Consider the following 22314-nt stretch of genomic DNA (forward strand, 5'->3'; position numbering starts at 1 on the left):
CCATGGCCAATGACCTGATCGCTGTTTATCCGGGCACCTTTGACCCGATCACCTTGGGTCACGAGGACGTGGTGCGTCGCGCCGCCCAGTTGTTCAGTCACGTGATCGTGGCGGTGGCGGCCGGGCACCACAAGAAGGCCATGTTTTCCCTGGAGGAGCGCATGGCCATGGCGCGTGAAGCGGTCCAGGCTTACCCCGGTGTGCGGGTGGAAAGTTTTGACGGTTTGATGCGCGACTTTGTGATGGCACGCGGTGCCAAGGCGATGGTGCGCGGTCTGCGTGCCGTGACCGATTTTGATTACGAATTCCAGCTGGCGGGCATGAACCGCAGCCTGATGCCCGAAGTGGAAACGGTTTTTTTGACCCCTGGCGACAAGTACCAGTTCATTTCCAGCACCTTTGTGCGTGAAATTGCCACGCTGGGTGGCGAGGTGGACAAATTCGTCTCGCCCGGTGTCAACCAGCGACTGATCGAAAAAGTGCGCAGCCTCAGTGGTAAAACCCCTTGAATTTTTGGAGAAAACATGAAGATCCTTTTGCCTTTTGACGGCTCCCCCCTGGCCCTGGAAGCGGTGCGTTTTGCCATTCGCATGGCGGCTGATGGCCTGAACACCAGCGTGGTGCTGGCCAACGTGCAGGAACCAGCCAGCCTGTATGAATTGATGGTGGCGCACGACCCGCTGGTGATCGAGCAGGTCAGCGCGGCGGCCGGTGCCAACACCTTGCAGGCTGCGCAGGCGCTGCTGGATGCCGCCGGCCTGGCGTACGAGACCGAAGTGGCCTCAGGCGACCCGGCGCACACGCTGGTGGATATCCTGGAAAACTACGGCTGTGATCTGGTGGTCATGGGCGCCAGTGGCACCAGTGCCTTGCGCAGCGCCTTGCTGGGTTCGGTGTCCAATGAAGTGCTGCATGCCGCCGGCGTGCCGGTGATGATCGTCAAGACGACTGAACAAGACAGTGTTGACACCGAGGAATAAGCCCGGCTTTTAAAATCGGCGCTTTCCCACTTTTGTCTGATTGCGCTTATGGCCCTGTTGATCACCGACGAATGCATCAACTGTGATGTGTGCGAGCCCGAGTGCCCCAATGACGCCATCACCATGGGGCAGGAGATCTACCAGATCGACCCCGGCAAATGCACGGAATGCGTGGGTCATTTTGATGAGCCGCAGTGTGTGCAGGTGTGCCCGGTGAACTGCATTCCGGTCAACCCGGATGTTGTCGAGGACAAGGAAACCCTGTGGCAAAAATACCGGCGCCTGCAGGCGAAAATTTCCGCGTCGTCAACGGTCTGACCCTCACCTGGCTTGGGGTTTTGATTTCTTTTTTTGTGCTGCCGGCTTTTCGGAACCAGGCACTTCGGCAATGAAGGCGTCCGGCTTCTTGGGCTTGGCTTGTACCCGCTTGGGTGTCAGCGTGGTGGTGACGCCGCCGGTGCTGAAGCTGTTGAATGTCGCTTTTTCGGGTGCCGTGGACGGCGGGGATGGCTGACCTGCGAGCAGCCTTTTTTCTTCGGCGATGCGGGTTTGTTCCATGCCCTGTGCCAGCCTGGCCGCTTGAACGGCTGCGGCATCGGTCTGCTGTTTTTGTTCGGGCTGGCGTGCATCCTTGAATTGCAAGGGCTCGGCACCCGGGCAGGGCACCTGGCTGTAGGCATTGCCGCAGCGATAAATGCCCTGCGCTTGCAGCCCCGCTGAAAAGACCACCCCCGCGACCATGAAAAACGCTCGAATGCCATTTTTATGCATCATGATGTCTCCCTTGCGCCATGGAATGTGACGCTGGGCGAAGGGTATCACGAGTCGCTGGCTGACGGTGTCGGGTCGGCTGGCGGTTTGGGGTCCGCTGGTTTGGGTTTGCCGGGCCGGGGCGGTTTGCTGGTGTGCACCAGGCGCGTGGCCTGTTCCATGTCGCCCGCCAAAAACTGGGGCAGCGCCTTGAGGGCGCGGTCGATGGCCTGATCAATGGCAATGCGGTGATCCAGCATGGGTTTTTTCAGCACCCAGTGCACGACCTCCGCCTTGTTGCCAGGGTGGCCCACACCCAGACGCAGGCGCCAGTACTGGTCGGTGCCCAATTGGGCGTGAATGTCACGCAGGCCATTGTGGCCCGCATGGCTGCCGCCCAGCTTGAGTTTGGCCTCGCCGGGCGCGATGTCCAGGTCGTCATGGGCGACCAGGATTTCCTGTGGTGGTATCTTGAAAAAATTGGCCAGCGCAGCCACCGACTTGCCGCTCAGGTTCATGAAGGTCTGGGGTGCCAGCAGCCAGACCGATTGGCCCTGAATGCTGGTTCGTGCGACCCGGCCGTGGTAACTTTTGTCAGTCGTCAAATTCAGCTTGAGTTCACGCGCCAGCGCGTCCAGCCACCAAAAGCCGGCATTATGGCGGGTCTGCTCGTACTCGGGCCCGGGGTTGCCCAGCCCTACAAAAAGTCTGATCATGTCGCTATTATCCGAATTAACGAACCCCCGGAAGCTAAAAAAAAGGGCTCACCAGGTGAGCCCTCTTGACCAGCGCCGGAACGCTTATTTCTTGTTTGCTTTCTCTGCGGGCTTGGCAGCCGACTTGGCGGCTGCTTTGGCGGCCGGCTTGGCAGCCGCGTCTGCAGCGGGTTCGGCCGCAGCAGCGGGTTCAGCGCCAGCCACTGCCACCACGGAGACGATCACCGGGTTCTTGTCGCTGCCGTGCTTGACGGCCGTGACGCCCTTGGGCAGGGTGATTTCGGCGAGGTGCAGGGACGAGCCCTTCTTCAGGCCGCTCAGATCCACCTTGATGAACTCTGGCAGGTCGGCCGGCAGGCACAGCACGTCAATTTCGCTGATCACGTGGTTGGCAATGCAGCCTTCGGTCTTGATGGCGGGTGAATTTTCGTCGCCATGGAAGTGCAACGGCACTTTCATGTGCAACTTGGTCGAGGCGTCAACGCGCTGGAAGTCCACGTGCAGGATGAGTTGCTTGAAGGGGTGAGCTTGCACGTCGCGCAGCAGCACCGGGCTGCTGGTGTCGCCGATTTCCATGGTCAACACGCTGGAGTGGAAGGCTTCTTTTTTCAGCGCATGCCACAGGGCGTTGTGATCAATTTCGATCGATTGGGGGGGCGTTGTGCCACCATAAACAATACCGGGCGTACGACCGGTGATGCGGAGACGGCGGCTCGCACCCGTGCCCTGCTTGGAACGCTCAAAAGCGGTAAATTTCATTGCTAACTCCTGGAAGGGTCCACCGCGACCAGTGGTACCCTGATTGAAAAAGCCGGGCACCTTTGACGGCGACACCGGCGACTTGAAATCCGATCAGAAAAGGTTTTCCTGATCAGAAAAAAAACTCATCACCGACTTGCCTGCCGCGATGCGCTGGATGGTCTCGCCAATGAGCGGCGCCACACTGAGCTGGCGGATCTTGGGGCAGGCCAGCGCCGCCGCCGACAGCGGGATGGTGTTGGTGACGACGACTTCGTCGAGTGCGGCACCGGTGGTGATGCGCTCGATGGCAGGGCCGGAAAAAATGGGGTGGGTGCAGTAGGCGTACACCTTCTTGGCACCGCGCTCTTTCAGCACCTCGGCGGCCTTGACCAGGGTGCCTGCGGTGTCAATCATGTCGTCCATGACGACGCAGTTGCGGCCCTCGATTTCGCCGATCACGTGCATGACTTCGCTGACATTGGCCTTGGGGCGGCGCTTGTCGATGATCGCCAGGTCACAGTTGAGTTGCTTGGCCAGCGCCCTGGCGCGCACCACGCCGCCGACGTCGGGCGACACCACGATCAGGTCTTCGTAGTTTTTTTGCCGCAGGTCGCCGAGCAACACGGGCGAGGCATAAATGTTGTCAACCGGGATGTCAAAAAAGCCCTGAATCTGGTCGGCGTGCAGGTCCATGGTCAAGACGCGGGCCACACCCACGGCTTGCAGCATGTTGGCCACCACCTTGGCTGAAATTGGCACCCGGCTGGAACGCGGGCGACGGTCCTGGCGGGCATAACCAAAGTAGGGAATCACGGCGCTGATGCGTTCGGCGGAGGCGCGCTTGAGGGCGTCCACCATGATCAGCAGTTCCATCAGGTTTTCATTGGTCGGGGCGCAGGTGCTTTGCACCACAAAGACGTCACGTGCACGCACGTTCTGTTTGATTTCGACGGTGACTTCACCATCGGAAAACCGGCCTACCTCGGCATTGCCCAGGCCGATGTGGAGGTAATGCGCAATGTCATTCGCCAGCGCGGGATTGGCATTGCCTGTGAAAACCATGAAATCAGGGGTTTGTTCGGCGTGCATGAAAATCCCAACTTGTGAATCGCTGTGGCAGTTACATGTCTCATGTGGACACGTGTGAAAATTTGGCAGGGGAGGAAGGATTCGAACCTTCGCATGCTGGAATCAAAATCCAGTGCCTTAACCAGCTTGGCGACTCCCCTACACGGGTGAATCATGAAACATGACTCACCGATAACTTTTGCTAGCCAGCCCAACCCTGAAGGGGGTGAGCCGCGAGATTGCGGCATTGTCGCACCTGAAAACCGGCGTGATCACCGGCTTCAAAATTTTCCGCAATCTGCGCAAACACTGAACTCCCGGAGCCCGTCATTCTGGCATTCAACCCTTGGTCACGGCACCATAAAAGTGCTTGCGTGACGGCAGGGCAAAGTGCCTGTGCAACAGGCTGCAAGTCGTTGTGGCCGAAGCCGTATGCGTCTGCAGCGAAGTCAGAAATTGTAGCGGGTTTCGTGTCCCTTTTTAAGTCAGGATGCGAAAAAATTCTCTGGGTTTGCAGGCCATCCACAGGTTTGACGACCAGAAACCGGGCGCCATCCAGCGTGATGGGGGTCATGGTTTCCCCGATGCCGCTGACCCAGGCGTTGTGGCCGCTCAAAAAGAAGGGCACGTCGGCACCCAGTTGCAGACCAATGTGCTGCAGCTGTGACAGGCTCAGCTTGAGCCCCCACAAACGGTTCAGTGCCAGCAGGGTCGAGGCAGCATCCGACGAGCCGCCACCCAGGCCGGCTTGCTCCGGGATGGACTTGGCGATACTGATGTGGGCCCCCTGGGAGGTGCCGCCAAGCTGCTGCAGGGCGCGCGCGGCGCGAACAATCAGGTCGTCGGCGGGCAGCGGGGTGGTCAGGTCCTCGCGACTGATGGCGCCGTCGGTGCGCAAGTCGAAATGCAGGGTGTCACACCAGTCGACCAGCATGAACACCGATTCCAGCAGGTGGTAGCCATCGGGACGGCGGCCCACAATGTGCAAAAACAGGTTGAGCTTGGCGGGCGCCGGGATGTCAAACAAGGATTTCATCAAGCATTCAGGGTTCAAGCACGACACGAATTTCGGCGCTGGGCGCGGGGCTGATGCGCCGGGCCGTGATTTTGCCACTGTCAAATTGCGACTGGTCCACTTGCCAGCCATCCAGGCTCAGGTGGTCGCCGGCCAGCCAGGCAAACAAGGCGGCCACCGGCACCGGCGTGCCCAGCACGCGATCAATCAACTCGGCCATGTTGTTGAAGCTTTGCGTCTGGCTGCCCGACTGCAGTTGCGCCTGCTCTGGGGTCCAGGAAATAGCCGCGGCGGTACTGCCCAGCGGGGTGTAAAAGTACAACTGCCCTTGCGCGGGCCCGCCCTGCAGTTCAAAGGTGGAAGAAAACGCTTGCGGGCCCTGCCCGGCGGTGGCCTCGACCCGCACCGACATGCGGCCACTCCAGTGGCCTGCCTGGGCGGCAGGGTCAAAAGGGGCGCGGCTGGGAGCAGCGCAGCCAACCAGGCTCAGCACCAGGCACAGACCCAGCAACGAGGCAGCCAGACGCCTGATCACAGCGTCACGCGCAGACGTTGCAGGGTGGTTTTCAAGGTCTCGTTCTCGGGGTTGAGTTCCAGGCCCTCACGCCAGATTTTTTTGGCTTCATCGGCTTGTCCGCCAACCCACAGCACTTCGCCCAGGTGGGCTGCAATTTCGGCGTCCGGTCTTTGCTTGAAGGCGCTGCGCAGCAAACGCAAGGCCTCGTCGTTTTGCCCCATGCGAAAGGCCACCCAGGCCAGACTGTCCATGATGAACGGATCGTTGGGGGTCAGGGCCAGTGCTGTCTCAATCAGTTGCCGGGCTTCGGGCAAGCGCTGACCACGGTCTGCCAGCGAATAGCCCAGGGCGTTGTAGGCCTGCGGGTCCTCCGGCTTGGCGGCCATCAATTGGCGCAACAAGCGCTCCATCTCGGGCAGGTCGTCCGTTTTTTCGGCCAGCATGGCCAGGTCATAGAGCAGCTCGGTGTCTTCCGGGTTCTGCGCCAGCGCCTCTTCCAGCACCTTGCGGGCCCGGATCAACTGCTTTTGGTCGCGCAAAATCTGGACTTCTGCGCTGCGTTTGAGGCGCGCGTCGGCGGTGGAACGCTCTGGCAGGCTGTGAATCAGTGCCAGCGCGGCGTCCAGCTGGCCTTGTTGGGCCATCAGCCCGGCGCGCTTGAACTGGGCCGGCAACAGGTCGTCAGGGTGGTCCACGCGCGCCAGCCAGTCCTGGGCCTGGGGCAGGTCCTTGCGCCGTAGCGCAATTTGTGCCAGCGACAGGTAAGCCTGCGACAGGCCACGCGGTGTCGGCACGCTGGTTTGCGCGGGTGTCTGGGCCTTCATCAGTTCCAGGTAGCGTAAAAAATGGGCTTGCGCGGTGTCCAGCTGGTCCATCTCCAGGCTGAGCGCGCCTTGCAGCAGAATGGCCGGGGCAAAGTCGGGCTGCAACTGGTTGACGCTTTGCAGCGCCTTGAGGGCCTCGGCATAGCGCTTGGCCAGCATCAGTGTTTGTGCGTAAGCCATGCGGAATTCTGTGCTCGGGCTGTTGGCCAGGTGATTTTTGACCAGACTTTCAGCTTCGGCCACGTCGGTTCGCATCAGGCTCAAGGCCAGCCAGGCCGGATGCTCCTGGTGCGTGGCAAAGTTTTGCGCTTTTTGGGCGGCACTCAGCGCAGCAGCCGGGTTGCCAGCAGCCATCCAGAGCCGCCCCAGTGTGGCCCAGGCGGTGGCGCCGAGCTTGGCGTCGCTGAACCATGGTGTCAGGGCTTTTTGAACCACCGTCACTGCGAGCTGCTTGTCGCTGGCGCGCTCGTACAGGCCGGGGATGGCCCACATCGTGTCAGCGCGTTCTTGCGGCGGCGTGAGCACCAGCAGACGCTTGAGCGGCTCCTGGGTTTGCGCCAGGCGATTCAGGTTCAACAGAATCTGCAACACAAAACGGTTGGCCTCCTGCGAGGCCGGCAGGGCTTCTTGCCAGGCTTTGGCGGCCTGGAGCGCCGAATCTCCCGAGCGCGCACGCAAGGCGAGCTGAACCGAGCGTCTGAAAAGGGCTTCGTCGCCGGTTTTGCGCGCTGCGTCCAGCAACAAGGCAAAGGCGGTCGCAGGGTCTTGCGCCTGGGCATTGAGTTCGCCGAGCAGGAGCTGGTAAAAAAGAGCGCTGTCCATCGCTGAACTTTTGGCCGGCTCCTTGGGCGCAAGCGGGGTTTGTGCTTGAACGTTGAGCCAACCGGCAATCAGCAGGGAGAAGAGGAGGCGATAGGTGGGACGCATAGGGTCATAATAATTCATGTCTGTCAGAAACGAGCCCCATGCCTGAATTACCCGAAGTTGAAGTGACCCGGCGCAGTTTTGCCAGCGCCATTGAAAACGCCACGGTGCTGGCGGTGCGGCTGGGCAAACCCCTGCGCTGGCCGCTGGGTTGCCTGCCCGGGCAGTTGTCGGGCCGTTGCGTGCGCTCAGTGGGCCGACGCGGCAAGTATTTGCTGTTGCAAATGGATCAGGGGGTTTTGCTGCTGCATCTGGGCATGTCGGGAAGCCTGCGCTTTGCCCCGGCGCTGCCGCCTGCGGGCGTGCATGACCATTTTGATCTGGTCACCACGCTGGGCACCTTGCGCTTGCACGATCCGCGCCGCTTTGGCGCCGTGGTCTATGCCGACAGCCTGGAGGATCCGGTGGCGCGCAAGCTGCTGGGGCGCCTGGGACCCGAGCCCTTGTCGGATGCGTTTGATCTGACCGCGTTTCAGGGACAACTCAAGCGCCACCAGTCGGCCATCAAGTCGGTGTTGCTGGCGGGCGAGGCGGTGGTGGGGGTCGGCAATATTTATGCATCCGAGGCGCTGTTTCTGGCGGGTATTCGCCCGACGGTGGCGGCTGCCCGGCTGAGCCGGCCGCGCGCGGCTCGTCTGCACGCGGCCATCGTGAAGGTTTTGGGCCAGGCGGTCGCGCTGGGCGGCAGCACGCTGCGCGATTTCTCCAACGCCAGTGGCCAGTCGGGTTATTTCCAGTTGCAGACCATGGTCTACGGGCGCGCCGGCTTGCCCTGCCACGTGTGCGCCAGCCCGGTGCGCCTGATCAAGCAGGGCCAGCGCTCCACTTTTTATTGCGCTACTTGCCAAAAAGCCTGATGGCCCTGTTGTGAGATTTTTTTGATGGACGACTTTTTGGCCATAGCCGTGGTGCGCTGGCAGGCGCATTCGGGGCGCCACGACCTGCCCTGGCAAAACACGCGTGACCCCTACCGCGTCTGGCTCTCCGAGATCATGCTGCAGCAAACGCAGGTAACCACGGTGCAGGATTACTTCGCGCGTTTTCTGGCGCGTTTTGCCGATGTGCAGGCGCTGGCGCAGGCGCCGCTGGATGAGGTGTTGCACTTGTGGGCGGGCCTGGGGTACTACAGCCGGGCGCGCAACCTGCACCGCTGTGCGCAGGACGTGGAGCGCCTGCACGGCGGTGCCTTTCCGCGCACGGCGCAGCAATTGCAAACCCTGCCGGGTATCGGGCGCTCCACGGCGGCCGCCATTGCCGCGCTGTGTTTTGGTGAGCGTGTGGCCATTCTGGATGGCAATGTCAAACGGGTGCTGACCCGTTACCTGGGATTTGCCGATGATCTGGCGCTGGCTTTGAGCGAACGCCGCTTGTGGGACCTGGCGACCGAGCTGCTCCCGAAAGACCATTTGCTTCACAACATGGCGCGCTACACCCAGGGCATGATGGATCTCGGGGCCACGCTGTGTACCACCAAAAAGCCGGCTTGCCCAGCCTGTCCCTTGTCATCGCGCTGTGTCGCCCACGCCTTGGCTTCACCCGAGAAATTTCCAGTCAAAACCCGTAAGCTCAAGCGCAGTGCCGAGTCGATCTGGTTGCTGTGGGCGGTGGCAGACGACGGCGCGGTCTGGTTGAGTCAGCGGCCCACACCGGGCGTTTGGGCCGGTTTGTATTGCCTGCCCTTGTTCGCGGACCGGCAGGCCCTGCAGGCGGCGCTGGACCCGAAAGACGAAGCCTTGCTGACGGATGCGCCAGCATTCAAACATGTGCTGACCCACAAGGATCTCTATTTGCACCCGGTGTTGCTCAGACTGCAGGCGCGCCCGGCGCTGGCACTCGATGGGCGGTGGTTTGACGCGGCGCAAATGGCCAAGCTGGGCTTGCCCGCGCCCATCAAGAAAATGCTTGATCTTGCGGGTCAGGCCACTCGCGCAGCGACGTGCCCTGACCCCAACTAACGGGAAGAACTTGCGGGTCAGACCACTCGCGTAGCGACGTGCTCTGACCCCAACCGATTAAGAAGCTATTTCTCTGTGCCGCCTGAGCGTGCTCCAGCGCGGCGCGAAGTGGACACTGAGCTGCTCCACCAGGTAAACCGAGCGGTGCTGGCCACCGGTGCAACCAATGGCCACCGTTACATAACTGCGGTGGTTGCGCACCATGGCGTCCAACCAGTGGTCCAGGAAAGCTCGGATGTGGTCGAGCATGTCCTGCACATCGGCTTGCTGCTGCAGGAAGTCGATCACCGGGGCGTCGCATCCGGTGAGCTCGCGCAATCCCGCTTCATAGTGCGGGTTGGGCAACATGCGCACGTCAAAGACAAAATCCGCGTCGTTGGGCACGCCCCGTTTGAAGGCAAACGACTCGAACACCAGGGTCAGTTGATCCCCCGGTGAATCGATGAAGCTCTTGACATAGCTTTGCAATTGGGTCGGGCGGATGATGCTGGAGTCGATCACATGGGCTTCGGCGCGCAATTCGCTGAGCAGTTCGCGTTCCAGTTCGATGGCTTCGGACAGCGCCCGGTGCACGTCATGCTGGTGGTCCGGGGTGTCGGTTTTTGACAAGGGATGGCGCCGCCGCGTTTCCGAGAAGCGGCGCATCAGGGTGTCGGTGCTGGCATCCAGAAACAGGCAGTCCACCTGCATGCCCTGGGCCTTGAGTTGCGCCAGTTGGCTCGGAACCAGCGGCAGCGAGGTGGCACTGCGCACGTCCATGGCAATCGCCAGCCGGCCGGTCTGATGGGTTCGCTCCAGCTGGATCAGCGGCATCAGCAGTTCGGGTGGCAAGTTGTCAACGCAGTAAAACCCCAGGTCTTCCAGGGCGCGCAGCGCCACCGACTTGCCTGAGCCCGACATGCCGGTGATTAACACCAGGTGCATTTGCTTGAAGTTGAGCGGCATGGGATTCAGCTTCCCTGGGTGTGCAGCATTTCACGGGCATGCGCCAGCGTGCTGATCAACAGGCGTTCGCCACCCAGCATGCGCGCCAGCTCGGCCACGCGCGCCTCGGTGTCCACGCGGGTCACCGAGCTCAGCGTCACGCCGTCCTGAAGCTGTTTGCGCACCACCATGTGGTGGTCGGCACAGGCGGCCACCTGCGGCAAGTGGGTCACGGCCAGCACCTGGCGGTCCTGTCCCAGGCGCTTCATCAGCAAGCCCACGGTTTCGGCCACGGCCCCGCCGACACCGGCGTCCACCTCGTCAAAAATCAGCGTCTGCGCGGTGCCCAGCTGGCTGGTGGTGACCGCAATGGCCAGCGCAATGCGCGACAGCTCACCGCCAGACGCCACCTTGTTGACCGCGCGCGGCGTGCTGCCCACGTGCCCTGCGACCAAAAACGTCACTTCTTCGAGCCCGCTTTGCAGCGGCTGGTCGGTGGGCTGCAAATCCACCTCGAATTTTCCGCCTTGCATGCCCAGCCCCTGCATGGCCTCGGTGATGGCCCGGGCCAGTTGGGGCGCGCTGCGCTGGCGCGCCCGGGTCAAGATTCCGGCCTCGTGCGCATACGCCTGCCAGGCTGCCGCCACGGCGTTTTCCAGACCCTGCACATCGGCGCTGGCGTCAAGTTGCGCCAGTTCCTGTTTCCAGCTGGCCAGCAATTCGGGCAACTCGGGCGGGCTGCGCTTGTAACGCCGCGCCGTGGACAGCCACAAGCCCATGCGTTCGTCCAGCACGGCCAGCCGATCCGGGTCAAGCTCGGTCTTGCGCAAATAGCTGCGCAGCGCGTGCGCCGTGTCCTGCACCTGCGCCAGGCTGGAGCCCAGCACTTCGGTCAGGTCTTTGAACGAAGGCTCAATGTGTTCCTGCTGCTGCAAGAGCTGGCAGGCACGGCTCAGGCGTTCCAGCGCATTGCCCTCGTCTTCGTCCAGCGTCAGGGCGGCCGCCTGGGCCGCATCGAGCAAAGCCTGGGCATGGGCCAGCCGGGTGTGCTCGGTGTTGAGCTCGGGCCATTCGTCGGGCGCGGGTGCCAGCTTGTCGAGCTCACCAATTTGCCAGCTCAGGCGCTCGCGCTCGCGCAGCAACGAATCCTGGGACTGCCGCGCCTGGTCCAGCTGGGCCTGTGCGGCGCGCCACTGCTGCCATTTTGTCGCCACTGCAGCCGTTGACACCCGGGCGTAGGCGTCCAGCAGATTGCGCACCGCCTCGGGGCGCGTCAGGCTTTGCCAGGCGTGCTGGCCGTGGATGTCGAGCAGCTGCTCGCCCAAACCACGCAACTGGGTGGCGGTGGCCGGGCTGCCGTTGATCCAGGCGCGGCTTTTGCCCTGGGTGTCCAGCGTGCGACGCAGCAACAGCGTGGTCTCGGGCTCAAAGCCGGCCTCTTCCAGCCATTGCAGCACGCGGGGGGTGCTGTCAAATTCAGCGCTCACTTCGCAGCGGCTGGCGCCTTCGCGGACCAGGTTGACGTCAGCGCGGCCGCCGGTCACCAGTTGCAGGGCATCGATCAAAATGGATTTGCCGGCGCCGGTCTCACCCGTCAAAACGGTGAACTGGATGCCGAATTCAAGTTCAAGTTCGCTGACGATGACAAAGTCACGCAGCACCATGCGTTTCAGGCTCACGTGACGGCCACTCCTTCATTCCAATGCAGTTTTTCGCGCAGGGTGTCATAGTAAGACCAGCCCTGCGGGTGCAAAAAGCGCACATGGTGTTCCGAGCGCGTGACCTCGATGCGGTCGCCGTGCATCAGGGAGGCCAGCGACTGCATGTCGAAGCTGGCGCTGGCATCCCGGCCGGCCACCAGCTCGATCGCGATTTTGGACGTGTTGGCCAGCACGATGGGCCGGTTTGACAAGGTGTGCGGCGCAATCGGCACCATCAGCCAGCCCGGCACCGACGGGTGCATCAGCGGCCCGCCCGACGACAAGGCGTAAGCGGTGGAGCCAGTGGGTGTCGCAATGATCAGGCCATCGGCGCGCTGGTTGGCAACAAAATGGCCGTCCACCTCGACCCGCAACTCCACCATGCCCGCAGTGGCGCCGCGATTCAGCACCACGTCGTTCATGGCCATGGCCTGGAAAACGCAGTGGCCGTCGCGCATCACCCGGGCGTTCATCAGGCTGCGGTGGTCTTCCACGTAGGCGCCGCGCAGCATTTGCGTCAGGCTGGTGGCGAAGCTGCCATAAGGCACATCGGTGATAAAGCCCAGCCGGCCCTGGTTGATGCCGATCAGCGGCACGCCATACGGTGCCATTTGCCGGCCAATGCCCAGCATGGTGCCGTCGCCCCCCACCACCAGGCCCAAATCGCATTGCTTGCCAATTTGCGCCACGCTCAGCGCCGGGTAGTCGGTCATGCCCATGTTGAGCGCGGTGTCCTGCTCCATGGCCACATCACAGCCCAGGTCGTCCAGAAAATGGGCCACGGCCACCAGCGCGGCGCGCGAGTTGGCACCACTGACGCCCGCAGAATTGGTTTGGTACTTGCCGACCAGGGCAACGTGCTTGAATTTGGACTTCATTTGCAAATTACATCACTAAAATGAAAGCATGCTCGATGATCGTGCCAAGTTATTACTCAAAGCGCTGGTAGAACGCTACATTGCCGACGGCCAACCCGTGGGTTCACGCACTTTGTCGCGCGCCTCCGGCCTGGATTTGTCGCCAGCCACCATCCGCAACGTGATGTCGGACCTGGAAGAAATGGGCCTGATCGCCAGCCCGCATACCTCGGCCGGGCGCATACCCACGGCGCGTGGTTACCGGCTGTTTGTCGACACCATGCTGACGGTGCAGCGCGGCCAGATCGGCACGCCCAGCCTGGCGCATGACCAGCCGCAAAAAGTCATCTCCAACGCGGCCAACCTGCTGTCCAGCCTGTCGCAGTTCGTCGGCGTGGTGATTGCCCCCAAGCGCACCTCGGTGTTCCGGCACATCGAGTTCCTCAGGCTGTCCGAGCGGCGCCTGCTGGTCATCATCGTCTCGCCCGAAGGTGACGTGCAAAACCGGGTCATTTTTACCGAGGTTGACTACACCCAGTCGCAACTGGTGGAAGCCGCCAATTACCTCAACGCCAACTACGTCGGCCTGGCCATCGAGCAGGTGCGTGAGCGCCTGAAAAACGAGGTCGACAGCCTGCGTGTGGAAATTGCCAGCCTGATGCACGCCGCCGTGGCCGCCAACACCGACGCCATGACCGAAGCCCAGGACGAAGTGATCATTTCGGGCGAGAAAAACCTGTTGTCGGTCAGTGACTTCTCCAACGACATGGGGCATTTGCGCCGTGCCTTTGACCTGTTCGAGCAAAAGGCCCAGCTGATGCGCCTGCTCGACGTGACCGGTCAGGCCGAAGGCGTGCGCATTTTCATCGGCGGCGAAAGCCAGGTGGTGCCGTTCGAAGACCTCTCCATCGTCAGCGCCCCCTACGAGGTGGACGGGCAGGTGGTCGGTACGCTGGGTGTGGTGGGTCCGACCCGCATGGCCTATGACCGCATGATCCAGATTGTCGACATCACCTCCAAGTTGGTCAGCAACGCGCTGAGCCACCACAAATAAGGCCTGGGCGCCCCGTACAATCCGCGCTTCGGTCGGGGCGTTAGCTCAGTTGGTTAGAGCAGAGGACTCATAATCCTTTGGTCCACAGTTCAAGTCTGTGACGCCCTACCATTTCCTCTGAAGCCTCAGCAGATTGGCGGACGAGGCAGCGCGCCGTCAGCGCCAAAATTTCGGCCCCGTATGAAGGACCACACTATGCGTCGCTGGTTGAACCTGAGCATGAACATGCTGATGCCCCTGACGGCCGTTGTCATCGGTGCCGCGCTGCTGTTGTTCGACCCGCCCTTGCTGCAAACCTTGCGCCAGTCGGTGTTTGACCAGTACCAGCGTGTTCACCCGCGCATTTATCAGCCGGCGCCGGTGCGCATCATTGACATCGATGAGGAAAGTCTCGCCAAAATTGGCCAGTGGCCCTGGCCGCGCAGCCGGATCGCTGAGCTGGTGGAGCGCTTGCGCAAGGCCGAGGTGGCGGCGCTGGGCTTCGACGTGTTGTTTGCCGAGCCCGACCGCACCTCGCCCAAGGCCATGCTCAACATTTGGAGCCTGCCCGGCACCACCCAGCGCAGCATTGCCAGCCTGCCGGACCACGATGAGCTGCTGGCCGCTGCCCTGGAGCCCGGTGGCGTGGTGCTGGGTTTCTCGGTGGAGCGCGAGGGCACCGGGCTGGACCTGCCAGCACAAAAATACCGCTTTGTGAACATGGGCGAGCCCGCCTTGCCTTTTGCCCACGCCTTTAGCCGTGCCGTGCCGTCCCTGCCTTTGTTGAGTAACGCAGCAGCCGGCAATGGGGTGTTGACTTTTGTGCCCGACAACGATGGCGTGGTGCGCCGGGTACCACTGCTGCTGCGCCTGGGCGACACGTTGGTGCCATCACTGGCGGCAGAGGTGTTGCGGGTGGGGCAGGGCGCGCAGAACTACATGCTGCGCACCTCGGACACCCCGGGTGTGGGCATGACAGAGGTGAAGATTGGTGATTTTGCCGTCCCCACGACGTCGGCGGGCGAGGCCTGGATCCATTACACCGGTCCGGTCGCTGCACGCACCATTCCGGCCTGGAAAATCCTGGCGGGCGAGATCCCCGATGCCGAACTGCAGGGCAAACTGCTGCTGGTGGGTGCCTCGGCCCAGGGCTTGATGGATTTGCGTTTCAGTCCCTTGGGCGGGGTCATGCCGGGTGTTGAAGCACATGCCCAGTTGCTCGAACAGGTGCTCACCGACAGCTATATCTATCGTCCGGCCTGGGCCAATACGATTGAGGCGCTGACCATCGTCATGGGTGGTCTGGCGCTGGGCACGCTGGCGCTGGTGACCGGTGCGCTGGTTTCGGCCGTGGCGGCGTTGCTGGTGATTGGCGCCGTGGTCTGGGCCGGCTGGATGGCCTTTGCCGAGCACCGTCTGCTGCTCGACCCGGTGACGCCGTCACTGGGCATTTTTCTTGCCTTTTTGCTGTCCAGCGTGATGCACCATCTGTCCACCGAGCGCCGCCAGCGCTTTGTGCGCGAGGCCTTTTCCCGCTATGTGTCGCCCAACCTGGTCAGCTACATTGTGGAACATCCGGATCAGCTTGAACTGGGCGGAAAACGCCAGGAGTGCAGCTTCGTTTTTACCGATTTGGCGGGTTTTACCGGTCTGATGGAAAAAATTGATCCGGCCGAGGTGGTGGCCCTGTTGAACGCCTACCTCGACCAGATGATCAGCATTGCCTTTTCCTTCAACGGCACCCTGGAGCGCATCATTGGCGATGCCGTGGTGATCATGTTTTCGGCGCCCGTGCAGCAGTCCGACCACCGCCAGCGCGCGCTGAATTGCGCCATTGCCATGCAGCGTTTTGCCACGGGCTATGCGGCTGACATGAAAGCCCGGGGCACGGCGTTTGGCCACACCCGCATCGGGGTGCATTCGGGTGAGGTCATTGTGGGCAATTTTGGCGGTTCGCACATGTTTGACTACCGCGCGCTTGGCGATGCGATCAACACCGCGTCGCGCCTGGAGAGTGTCAACAAGCATCTTGGTACGCGCGTCTGTGTGTCAGAGAACACCTTGTCGGGTTGCACCGGCGTCGCCACCCGGCCGATAGGTCGCCTGGTGCTCAAGGGCAAGACGGAACCGCTGATGGTGTTTCAGCCGCTGCACAACGGCCTGGAAGTTCCCGGCGCGCCACCGGATGACCCGGAGTACGCGGCTGCTTATGCGTTGCTGAACCGGGATCCGGTGGCAGCGCGCAGTGCGTTCGAGCAATTGGCCCGGGAGCGCCCGGCAGACCCGCTGGTCACGCTGCATTTGCAGCGGCTGCAGGAAAACCAGACCGGTGACCTGATCATCATGAGCGAGAAGTAAGCCCCGCCGACCGGGGTGGGTCAGCGCAAGGTGACTTCGCCGCGGCGGTTGCGTGGCTCGTCGGTTTCGTCCGGCGTGGCAACCAGCGGACTGCGCTCACCAAAGGACTCAACCGTCAGGGCCGAGTTATTGAGGCCCAGCTTGCGGAACTGCTTGGCAATGGTCTGGGCACGTTGGAGGCCGAGTGCCTCGTTGCGCTTGGGACTGCCAACGGTGTCGGTGTGACCGACCAGCCAGACTTCGAGCGATTTGCGTTCCTTGGCGCGTGCCAGCATCTTCGGCACGATGGCTCTTGACTCTTTGGTCAACTGGGTGCCGCCGCGAACGAAATAAAGCACAAACTGCTCGGGAATGGGGGGCAGGGCAGCGATGGCCGTGCCGAAGTCCTGCTGCATTTTTTGCTTGTCGACGTTAAAGCCGGCGCCGCCATCCAGCGGGGCGGCCTGGCCGGACTGGCTCAACACCTGCTCGCCCTGCTTGCCTTGCACGGTGACCCGGCCAATGCTGCCGTCGGGACTCGGGATCAGCACCACATAAGAGCCAGGCGCCTTGACAGCGACCGGCGTTGCGAAGCGGGCCTTGATGGCATCCACCGTGTCCACCTCGGTCACCTCGAACGGGCACAGCTCGGCCATCTCGGTGCGGCCGCGCTCCTGACCCGCGGCCTCGGCTGCCGGGACATCGCTGCGCGTGACACCCAGTGCCGTCACCAATTGGCCCATGCCGGCCAGCGTGCGGGCTTGTGCCGCAGCTTGGTTGTGGCGCGCATTGATGTAAGAGCGGCTGGCCTCAAAATACTCGCTTTGGCTGTCCAGCACGTCCAGCAGGGTGCGCTGGCCGATGTCAAACTGCTGGCGGTAGGCCTCACGCGACTTCTCGGTAGCCAGCCGGTGCAGGTCCATGTAGCGCTGCTGTTCGTCCAGCCGGCGCATGTCACTGTAGGCAATGGTCAGCGACTGGCGCACGTCACGGCAGGCTTTCTCTTGCAGCTCGCGTGCCTGGGCCTGCTGGTCTTGCGCCTGGCGTTTCCTGGCCACGTCGGCATTGCCCCGGTACAGGTTGTCGTTGAGCACCAGTTTCATGCCGCTCAGATCGGTATTACCTGTCACGCCCGACAGATTTTTGTCGCGTTGCTGGTAGGCGTTGAAGTCAATGCGTGGCATGAAGGCGGCCTGGCGCGTGGCCACAGCCTGCTTGTAGGTACGGGCGTTTTCCAGCGCTGCGTTCAGGGTCGGGCTGCCCGGTAAACCTTCCTGCAACAAGGCGTCGGTGGAGGCGGGCATCTTGCCGAGCGTGAACGGTTCGGGCAGGCTGGGCAGGTTGGCGGGCGGCTTTTCCCCGACCACCCGCAGGTAGCGGGCACTGGCGTCATGCAGGCTGGTCAATTCAGTCAGCAGGCTGGACTCTGCCAGGGCCAGGCGGCCGTTGGCCTGCTCGACGTCGGCACCGCGGCCCACGCCGGCGCTGGCGCGCTGCTCGACTTGCTGTGCCGATTGCTTGTGCTCGACGAAGTTTTGCGTGGCAGCATCCACCAGTTCACGGTAGCGCACCACGTCAACGTAGGCGCGCACCGCCTCCATGGCGGTGGTCTCGGAAATCTCGGCCAGTTCGTAATAGCTGGTGAGCTTGGCATAGCCCAGGCGCTTGACCTCGTTGGAGGTGAACATGCCGTCAAACAGCATCTGGTTCAGCGTCAGCTCGGTGCCTTTGATGTTGTAGCGGCCGTAATCGGTGGACGGGCTGGTGCGACTCTCCTTGCCCACCGAAGCCTTCACATCCAGTTGCGGCAAAAAGCCGGCACGCGCCACATCCTGCGCGTTGCTGGCGGCCTTGAAGCCATTCCAGCGGGCCTGCACATCAGGATTGGTCAGCACGGCCTGGCGGGCCGCATTGACCAGTGCGGGCGGCAGGGCCTGCGCATGGGCCCCCCAACTGGTGAGCAGTGCCAGCATCAGGCCTGTCAGTTTGGTATTGAGTGTCATGGGAGTCCCTGAAATTGGGTTGGCTTGGCGTCGGTCAGTTGGCGGTCGCAGGTGCTTGCACCGTGACCAGGAATTGGGTGCCACGCACCCCGATGGTGCCGGTGGGGGTCTTGACAGTCACGGCTTCAGGTTTGAGCTTGGCGATCACGCCCGACAGGTAGTTCAGGCTGCCCTTGTCCATGCGGGCACCCAGTTTGTACTGGCCCTTGGCCGGCGCAAAAAGGTATTCTTCCACTGTCAGTTCGGTGTCGGGTCCGAAAGACATCAGGGTGTTGTCTTTGAACGTCACCCCCATGCTGGACGCCTTGGCGGTCTTGAGTTGGCTACCCAGCAAAACGCTGGTTCCCGCCTCTGCCTTGACACGTTGGCCGCCCGAGATGACCCAGGCTTCACCTGTGACTGTTTTGACGGTACCAACCGTCTCGGCTTGCGCGAATGGCAGCAAGACAAAGCCCGAAAGCAGCAACATTACTGCCGTCAGGGATTGGCGAGTGAGGTGTTTCATTTTTATCTCTTCCTTAAAAGTGCATTTATATCAATTTTTACCCATTTTTACAAAATAAATCTGGAAGTAAGCCGGGCAGATGGCCCGCTTCTGTGGGCCTGCGGTGAATACCCTGTCTCAATTTGTCACATGAACGGCATAAAGCCTGTGCTCCAGTGCCATGAATGCCTCTTTGTGCGCTTCGTCCATGAGCGCCGCCAGGTGAATGATGGCAGAAAGCATGCTGCGGTCCAGGTTCTGCAGAAAGGCCTGCGGCGTCAAGTTGCCACCAAACATCTGTGCGGCCTGCTGCAAGGTGCGCTGGCTGCCCGCCTGTCCAAGGAACGCGTAGATGCAGGCAACCAGCGGCAGGGCTTGCAGTCCAGGACTTGCTGGATCTGCAAGTCCGTTTTTGAGCAGTTGGTGCACGCCCGCCCGGACCGTTGAGCGCGCAGGGGGGGCTGGCAACCGGGCCGCGCTGGTGTCGTTCATGCCGATGAGCGCCAGGGCCATGGGGAAGCTGATACCCGCGCATTTTGTCAGCGCCTCGATGATGGCCACGATGTTCAGGACAGCCGCCAGATAGTCACGTACGAAGCTGATGTTTCTCTCGGCCGTTGCCTGCATTTGCATGACCTCGTGGCCGGGGGGGTAACCGTCGAAGCTCTGTCCCACCCAGGCTGGATTGAGATGGCTTAAAAAATTGTCCATGCCCAGCAGGGCGCTGCGGTAGGCCTGCAGGGATTTTTTGCCCGCAGCGGCGCGCGGCATCATGGACTCCTCGACCAGCAACATGGAGTTGACCAGGCAGTATTGGGGGCTGGCCTCGATGAAGCCGGTCACGTCCCGGTTGGCGAGGTCCACCGCCTGTGTGACCGTGGTCTTGACAAAGGTCGGATCTGACGCCCGCTGGGCGCTTGCCCAGCGGGCGTGGGCGGCCTGAACGCGTTGAGCCAGCCTCTGCGCCGCGGTGTGGCCCTTGGCGTCGGGGCCGCGGAACGGGATGGTCAGCTCAATGCAGGCCACCACGGCCATCAGTTGCGAAGTGCTCAAATGCGCATGCAACAGCCGCGCCGCAACCACCGCACTGAGAAATTCATTCATGCCTTGGCGCGGCGACAGGCGTTGCCCGGCGTGAAAACCAAAAATGTCAAGGCACAGGCTCATCGCCTGGTCCTCTGGCACCACTTCCCGCAGGCGCAGGAGGCCTGGCTCATGGCATGTCACCTGCTCCAGCAAGGCGGACACGCAGGCCGGAAACCCACCGTCCACCTGGTAAAACACCACGTCATGAAACAGTGCCGCCAGGACCTGGATCGGTTGCATGCCCTCGCACAGGCCAAGAACGTGGAACGAGGTGTGGTAGTTGCGTGTTTTTGCCTCCATGCACTGGTGCACCACATTGGCAAGATGCAGCTGCTCGGCCTTGGGCACGGCCACTGTCAGGCCCCGAAAGGCATGGTCAAACCAGTCATTCATGCGATGGATCGTTGCGATCGGCACGTTCAGCAGCTCCTATGTTCACATCCAACAGTGTCAAGCCTATTACGGATGAAAGCATTTGAACATGAATTCAGGCTATTTCAGGGCGGCAAGTTCCCGGCCGTTCTGGCGCAGTATGGTGGTCAGTCTGCCGGCCAGGTTGCCCAGAAGGCGGATTTTGATAGCGGGCGCCTGGGTGTCGAGTTCGTCGAAAACCTCGCGGGTCAGCACGCGGCAGGTCACGGCATTGAGCGCCGTGACGTTGGCCGAACGCGGCGAACGGTCCAGGAAGGCGACTTCGCCAAAGGTCGCGCCCGCCGAGAAAGCGTCCAGTCGTGCCACGCCATCCTGGGTTGAAATGCTGACCATGGCGGCGCCAGCCGTCAGGACAAACAGTTCGTTGGACGCCTGCCCTGCGGTGATGATGTTTTGCCCCTTGTTGAAGGTCCGGACCACCAGCAGCTGATCGACCCACGCCAATTGGTCTGCGCTCAAACCCAGAAACAGCTCACAGTCGGGCAGGGGCATCTGGCCGTCTGCCGCCGGACTCGGAAAGCGGTCCGCAAGAATCCGGTTTTCGCCATATTCTAGGGCAAAGTCGTCGTCGGAGAAAAAGGCTTCGCGGTCAACGCCCTGGTCGATCAGCGGCTGCCAGCAGGCGCCCGCCTCGGTAAAGAGGAATAGCTTGCCACGTGCCGTGAGTTCTGCCCGCAGACCTGTCAGGGAATTCACCGCTGCGCGGTCAATTCCCTGCACCAGCCTGAGGTTGACGATGAAGACCTCGGTGCTCGCTGATTCCTGCGTCATGGTCCGGACAATCGGCTCGATCGAGGCAAAGGTCAGAGCGCCATGCAGGTGGTAGACACGCAATTTCTTGCCGACACTCAGCAGGTAGTCATTGGCCTGTTGTGTGCGCCGCTGGTTGGACTTGACCGAGCGCCTTGTGGTGGCCCGGCGGATGGCCGGGACGGCGCGCTGTGAGGCATCGAACATGTGCAGGCCCAGTTCGGCCGTCAGGGCATGGCAGACGGCGAGTCCGCGAACGCTGTTGCCTTGCGCATCAAGCCGGGGCGAAAAAACCGCAATGCCCAGGCGACCCGGCTGCACTGCCATGATGCCGCCGCCAACCCCGCTCTTGGCCGGCAGGCCGGTGCGGTAAAGCCAGTCGCCCGAGGCGTCGTACATGCCGCAGCTTGCCATGACAGAAAGCACATTGGCCACGAATTTTTCCGGGACGGCGCGCTGGCCCGTGATCGGGTTGACGCCGCCGTTGGCCAGGGTCGCTGCCATGACGGCGAGATCGCGGCAGGTGACGCGAATCGAACACTGCTGAAAATAGGCCTCCAGAGTGGCCGTGGGGTCACTTTCAATGACTGAAAAATTGCGCAGCATCCAGCCGATGGCGCGATTGCGGTGGCCGGTGTCACTTTCGGATTGGTAGACCCGGTGGTCGATGTCCAGGGCGCGGCCGGCGTAGCGTGAGAAGGTTTCCAGAATGGCCGTGGACTTTTCCTCGACGCTGTCGCCAGCAATCAGGCTGCAGGCGGCGATGGCGCCGGCATTGATGAGCGGGTTGAGCGGTGTGCCGCTTTGCGGGTGCAGGCTGATGGCATTGAAAGCGTCACCGGAAGGCTCAACACCGATTTTTTCAAGCACGGCGGCTTCGCCATGCTGCTCAAGCGCCAGCCCGTAGGTCAGCGGTTTGGAGACCGATTGAATGGTGAAGGGCTGGTTGCAGTCGCCCACCTCGTAAACATGGCCGTCCGGCGTGGCAATGCAAATGCCAAACCAGTCGGGGTCGGCCAGTGCGAGTTCCGGAATGTAGTCGGCCACCTGGCCCGCGTTCAAGCCACTGAAACGGGCGTGCAAGGCCTGAAGGTAATCCTGAATGGGAGATTGCGCCACTTTGGTACCCGAAGAGTGAGGTTGCAGTTGGTAAGCAAAAACAATGCCTGATTCGGTCAATGACGGGTTTGAAGGAGGATTCCTGCGGCTGTTTGCGGG

The 22314-nt window shown here is 62.0% G+C and carries 21 protein-coding genes and 2 tRNA genes; 8 read left to right on the forward strand and 15 right to left on the reverse strand.

Features of this window, described 5'->3' with window-relative positions; genetic code table 11:
• Window positions 1–2 precede the first annotated feature (2 nt).
• Genes coaD through Q7U49_RS03065 form a run of 3 tightly spaced genes read left to right on the forward strand, consistent with a single transcriptional unit; the run spans window position 3 to window position 1298 of the window.
• Window positions 3–509: a pantetheine-phosphate adenylyltransferase gene (gene coaD, locus Q7U49_RS03055; RefSeq protein WP_304762283.1), complete on the forward strand. Its 507-nt coding sequence runs from the start codon at window positions 3–5 to the stop codon at window positions 507–509.
• 15 nt (window positions 510–524) lie between these two features.
• The gene (locus Q7U49_RS03060; RefSeq protein ID WP_304762284.1) at window positions 525–980 is read left to right on the forward strand and encodes a universal stress protein; all 456 of its coding nucleotides are present in this window, start codon (window positions 525–527) and stop codon (window positions 978–980) included.
• Between the two features lie 48 nt (window positions 981–1028).
• Window positions 1029–1298, forward strand: a complete 270-nt coding sequence (locus Q7U49_RS03065; protein WP_304762285.1) for a YfhL family 4Fe-4S dicluster ferredoxin — start codon at window positions 1029–1031, stop codon at window positions 1296–1298.
• Window positions 1299–1301: 3 nt separating this feature from the next.
• Here Q7U49_RS03065 and Q7U49_RS03070 read toward each other — a convergent pair whose 3' ends face one another.
• The 8 genes from Q7U49_RS03070 to Q7U49_RS03105 all read right to left on the reverse strand — a co-directional run bounded on the left by Q7U49_RS03070 (window position 1302) and on the right by Q7U49_RS03105 (window position 7433).
• On the reverse strand, window positions 1302–1754 hold the full coding sequence (locus Q7U49_RS03070) for a hypothetical protein (protein WP_304762286.1): 453 nt from the start codon (window positions 1752–1754) through the stop codon (window positions 1302–1304).
• 44 nt (window positions 1755–1798) lie between these two features.
• On the reverse strand, window positions 1799–2446 hold the full coding sequence (pth, locus tag Q7U49_RS03075; protein ID WP_304762287.1) for an aminoacyl-tRNA hydrolase: 648 nt from the start codon (window positions 2444–2446) through the stop codon (window positions 1799–1801).
• A gap of 84 nt (window positions 2447–2530) precedes the next feature.
• A complete protein-coding gene (locus tag Q7U49_RS03080; protein ID WP_304762288.1) occupies window positions 2531–3205 on the reverse strand; it encodes a 50S ribosomal protein L25/general stress protein Ctc in 675 nt (224 codons plus the stop codon).
• A 93-nt stretch (window positions 3206–3298) separates the two neighbouring features.
• Window positions 3299–4276: a ribose-phosphate pyrophosphokinase gene (locus tag Q7U49_RS03085; RefSeq protein WP_304762289.1), complete on the reverse strand. Its 978-nt coding sequence runs from the start codon at window positions 4274–4276 to the stop codon at window positions 3299–3301.
• Window positions 4277–4339: 63 nt separating this feature from the next.
• A tRNA-Gln gene (locus Q7U49_RS03090) sits at window positions 4340–4416 on the reverse strand.
• Between the two features lie 41 nt (window positions 4417–4457).
• Entirely contained in the window at window positions 4458–5291 is an 834-nt protein-coding gene (ispE, locus tag Q7U49_RS03095) for a 4-(cytidine 5'-diphospho)-2-C-methyl-D-erythritol kinase (protein WP_304762290.1), read from the reverse strand.
• 7 nt (window positions 5292–5298) lie between these two features.
• Window positions 5299–5805, reverse strand: a complete 507-nt coding sequence (locus Q7U49_RS03100; protein ID WP_304762291.1) for a lipoprotein insertase outer membrane protein LolB — start codon at window positions 5803–5805, stop codon at window positions 5299–5301.
• On the reverse strand, window positions 5802–7433 hold the full coding sequence (locus tag Q7U49_RS03105) for a tetratricopeptide repeat protein (protein WP_304762292.1): 1632 nt from the start codon (window positions 7431–7433) through the stop codon (window positions 5802–5804). Before Q7U49_RS03105 ends, Q7U49_RS03100 begins: the two co-directional genes overlap by 4 nt.
• Window positions 7434–7576: 143 nt before the next feature.
• On the opposite strand from Q7U49_RS03105, the gene mutM reads away from it, so the two are divergent.
• Together mutM and mutY are read left to right on the forward strand one after the other, a co-directional pair.
• Window positions 7577–8392: a bifunctional DNA-formamidopyrimidine glycosylase/DNA-(apurinic or apyrimidinic site) lyase gene (gene mutM / locus Q7U49_RS03110; protein ID WP_304762293.1), complete on the forward strand. Its 816-nt coding sequence runs from the start codon at window positions 7577–7579 to the stop codon at window positions 8390–8392.
• Between the two features lie 24 nt (window positions 8393–8416).
• A complete protein-coding gene (gene mutY / locus Q7U49_RS03115) occupies window positions 8417–9490 on the forward strand; it encodes an A/G-specific adenine glycosylase (protein ID WP_304762294.1) in 1074 nt (357 codons plus the stop codon).
• Window positions 9491–9547: 57 nt separating this feature from the next.
• Here mutY and rapZ read toward each other — a convergent pair whose 3' ends face one another.
• Genes rapZ through Q7U49_RS03130 form a run of 3 tightly spaced genes read right to left on the reverse strand, consistent with a single transcriptional unit; the run spans window position 9548 to window position 12992 of the window.
• Complete coding sequence (gene rapZ, locus Q7U49_RS03120) at window positions 9548–10435, reverse strand: RNase adapter RapZ (protein ID WP_304762295.1); 888 nt, start codon at window positions 10433–10435, stop codon at window positions 9548–9550.
• Between the two features lie 5 nt (window positions 10436–10440).
• On the reverse strand, window positions 10441–12093 hold the full coding sequence (gene recN / locus Q7U49_RS03125; protein WP_304762296.1) for a DNA repair protein RecN: 1653 nt from the start codon (window positions 12091–12093) through the stop codon (window positions 10441–10443).
• Window positions 12090–12992, reverse strand: a complete 903-nt coding sequence (locus Q7U49_RS03130; protein WP_304762297.1) for an NAD kinase — start codon at window positions 12990–12992, stop codon at window positions 12090–12092. The genes recN and Q7U49_RS03130 overlap by 4 nt, the downstream gene beginning before the upstream one ends.
• A 28-nt stretch (window positions 12993–13020) precedes the next feature.
• On the opposite strand from Q7U49_RS03130, the gene hrcA reads away from it, so the two are divergent.
• From hrcA to Q7U49_RS03145, 3 genes are all read left to right on the forward strand, one after another.
• Window positions 13021–14025, forward strand: a complete 1005-nt coding sequence (hrcA, locus tag Q7U49_RS03135; RefSeq protein WP_304762298.1) for a heat-inducible transcriptional repressor HrcA — start codon at window positions 13021–13023, stop codon at window positions 14023–14025.
• A 34-nt stretch (window positions 14026–14059) separates the two neighbouring features.
• A tRNA-Ile gene (locus Q7U49_RS03140) sits at window positions 14060–14136 on the forward strand.
• A gap of 84 nt (window positions 14137–14220) precedes the next feature.
• On the forward strand, window positions 14221–16362 hold the full coding sequence (locus Q7U49_RS03145; RefSeq protein ID WP_304762299.1) for a CHASE2 domain-containing protein: 2142 nt from the start codon (window positions 14221–14223) through the stop codon (window positions 16360–16362).
• Between the two features lie 20 nt (window positions 16363–16382).
• Here Q7U49_RS03145 and Q7U49_RS03150 read toward each other — a convergent pair whose 3' ends face one another.
• The 4 genes from Q7U49_RS03150 to glsA form a co-directional block, all read right to left on the reverse strand.
• Window positions 16383–18344: a TolC family outer membrane protein gene (locus tag Q7U49_RS03150; RefSeq protein ID WP_304762300.1), complete on the reverse strand. Its 1962-nt coding sequence runs from the start codon at window positions 18342–18344 to the stop codon at window positions 16383–16385.
• Between the two features lie 34 nt (window positions 18345–18378).
• A complete protein-coding gene (locus tag Q7U49_RS03155) occupies window positions 18379–18849 on the reverse strand; it encodes a FecR domain-containing protein (protein WP_304762301.1) in 471 nt (156 codons plus the stop codon).
• 117 nt (window positions 18850–18966) lie between these two features.
• Window positions 18967–20307: a hypothetical protein gene (locus tag Q7U49_RS03160; protein WP_304762302.1), complete on the reverse strand. Its 1341-nt coding sequence runs from the start codon at window positions 20305–20307 to the stop codon at window positions 18967–18969.
• A gap of 99 nt (window positions 20308–20406) precedes the next feature.
• On the reverse strand, window positions 20407–22215 hold the full coding sequence (gene glsA, locus Q7U49_RS03165; protein ID WP_304762303.1) for a glutaminase A: 1809 nt from the start codon (window positions 22213–22215) through the stop codon (window positions 20407–20409).
• Between the last annotated feature and the right edge of the window lie 99 nt (window positions 22216–22314).

Source organism: Rhodoferax sp., from assembly GCF_030653815.1.
GTDB lineage: Bacteria > Pseudomonadota > Gammaproteobacteria > Burkholderiales > Burkholderiaceae_C > Rhodoferax.

Bases quoted from the DNA above. Each gene is read 5' to 3' on its own strand.
- coaD (WP_304762283.1), top strand. From the start codon at position 3: ATGGCCAATGACCTGATCGCTGTTTATCCGGGCACCTTTGACCCGATC.
- Q7U49_RS03060 (WP_304762284.1), top strand. From the start codon at position 525: ATGAAGATCCTTTTGCCTTTTGACGGCTCCCCCCTGGCCCTGGAAGCG.
- Q7U49_RS03065 (WP_304762285.1), top strand. From the start codon at position 1,029: ATGGCCCTGTTGATCACCGACGAATGCATCAACTGTGATGTGTGCGAG.
- Q7U49_RS03070 (WP_304762286.1), bottom strand. From the start codon at position 1,754: ATGATGCATAAAAATGGCATTCGAGCGTTTTTCATGGTCGCGGGGGTG.
- pth (WP_304762287.1), bottom strand. From the start codon at position 2,446: ATGATCAGACTTTTTGTAGGGCTGGGCAACCCCGGGCCCGAGTACGAG.
- Q7U49_RS03080 (WP_304762288.1), bottom strand. From the start codon at position 3,205: ATGAAATTTACCGCTTTTGAGCGTTCCAAGCAGGGCACGGGTGCGAGC.
- Q7U49_RS03085 (WP_304762289.1), bottom strand. From the start codon at position 4,276: ATGCACGCCGAACAAACCCCTGATTTCATGGTTTTCACAGGCAATGCC.
- ispE (WP_304762290.1), bottom strand. From the start codon at position 5,291: ATGAAATCCTTGTTTGACATCCCGGCGCCCGCCAAGCTCAACCTGTTT.
- Q7U49_RS03105 (WP_304762292.1), bottom strand. From the start codon at position 7,433: ATGGACAGCGCTCTTTTTTACCAGCTCCTGCTCGGCGAACTCAATGCC.
- mutM (WP_304762293.1), top strand. From the start codon at position 7,577: ATGCCTGAATTACCCGAAGTTGAAGTGACCCGGCGCAGTTTTGCCAGC.
- mutY (WP_304762294.1), top strand. From the start codon at position 8,417: ATGGACGACTTTTTGGCCATAGCCGTGGTGCGCTGGCAGGCGCATTCG.
- rapZ (WP_304762295.1), bottom strand. From the start codon at position 10,435: ATGCCGCTCAACTTCAAGCAAATGCACCTGGTGTTAATCACCGGCATG.
- Q7U49_RS03130 (WP_304762297.1), bottom strand. From the start codon at position 12,992: ATGAAGTCCAAATTCAAGCACGTTGCCCTGGTCGGCAAGTACCAAACC.
- hrcA (WP_304762298.1), top strand. From the start codon at position 13,021: ATGCTCGATGATCGTGCCAAGTTATTACTCAAAGCGCTGGTAGAACGC.
- Q7U49_RS03145 (WP_304762299.1), top strand. From the start codon at position 14,221: ATGCGTCGCTGGTTGAACCTGAGCATGAACATGCTGATGCCCCTGACG.
- Q7U49_RS03150 (WP_304762300.1), bottom strand. From the start codon at position 18,344: ATGACACTCAATACCAAACTGACAGGCCTGATGCTGGCACTGCTCACC.
- Q7U49_RS03155 (WP_304762301.1), bottom strand. From the start codon at position 18,849: ATGAAACACCTCACTCGCCAATCCCTGACGGCAGTAATGTTGCTGCTT.
- Q7U49_RS03160 (WP_304762302.1), bottom strand. From the start codon at position 20,307: ATGAATGACTGGTTTGACCATGCCTTTCGGGGCCTGACAGTGGCCGTG.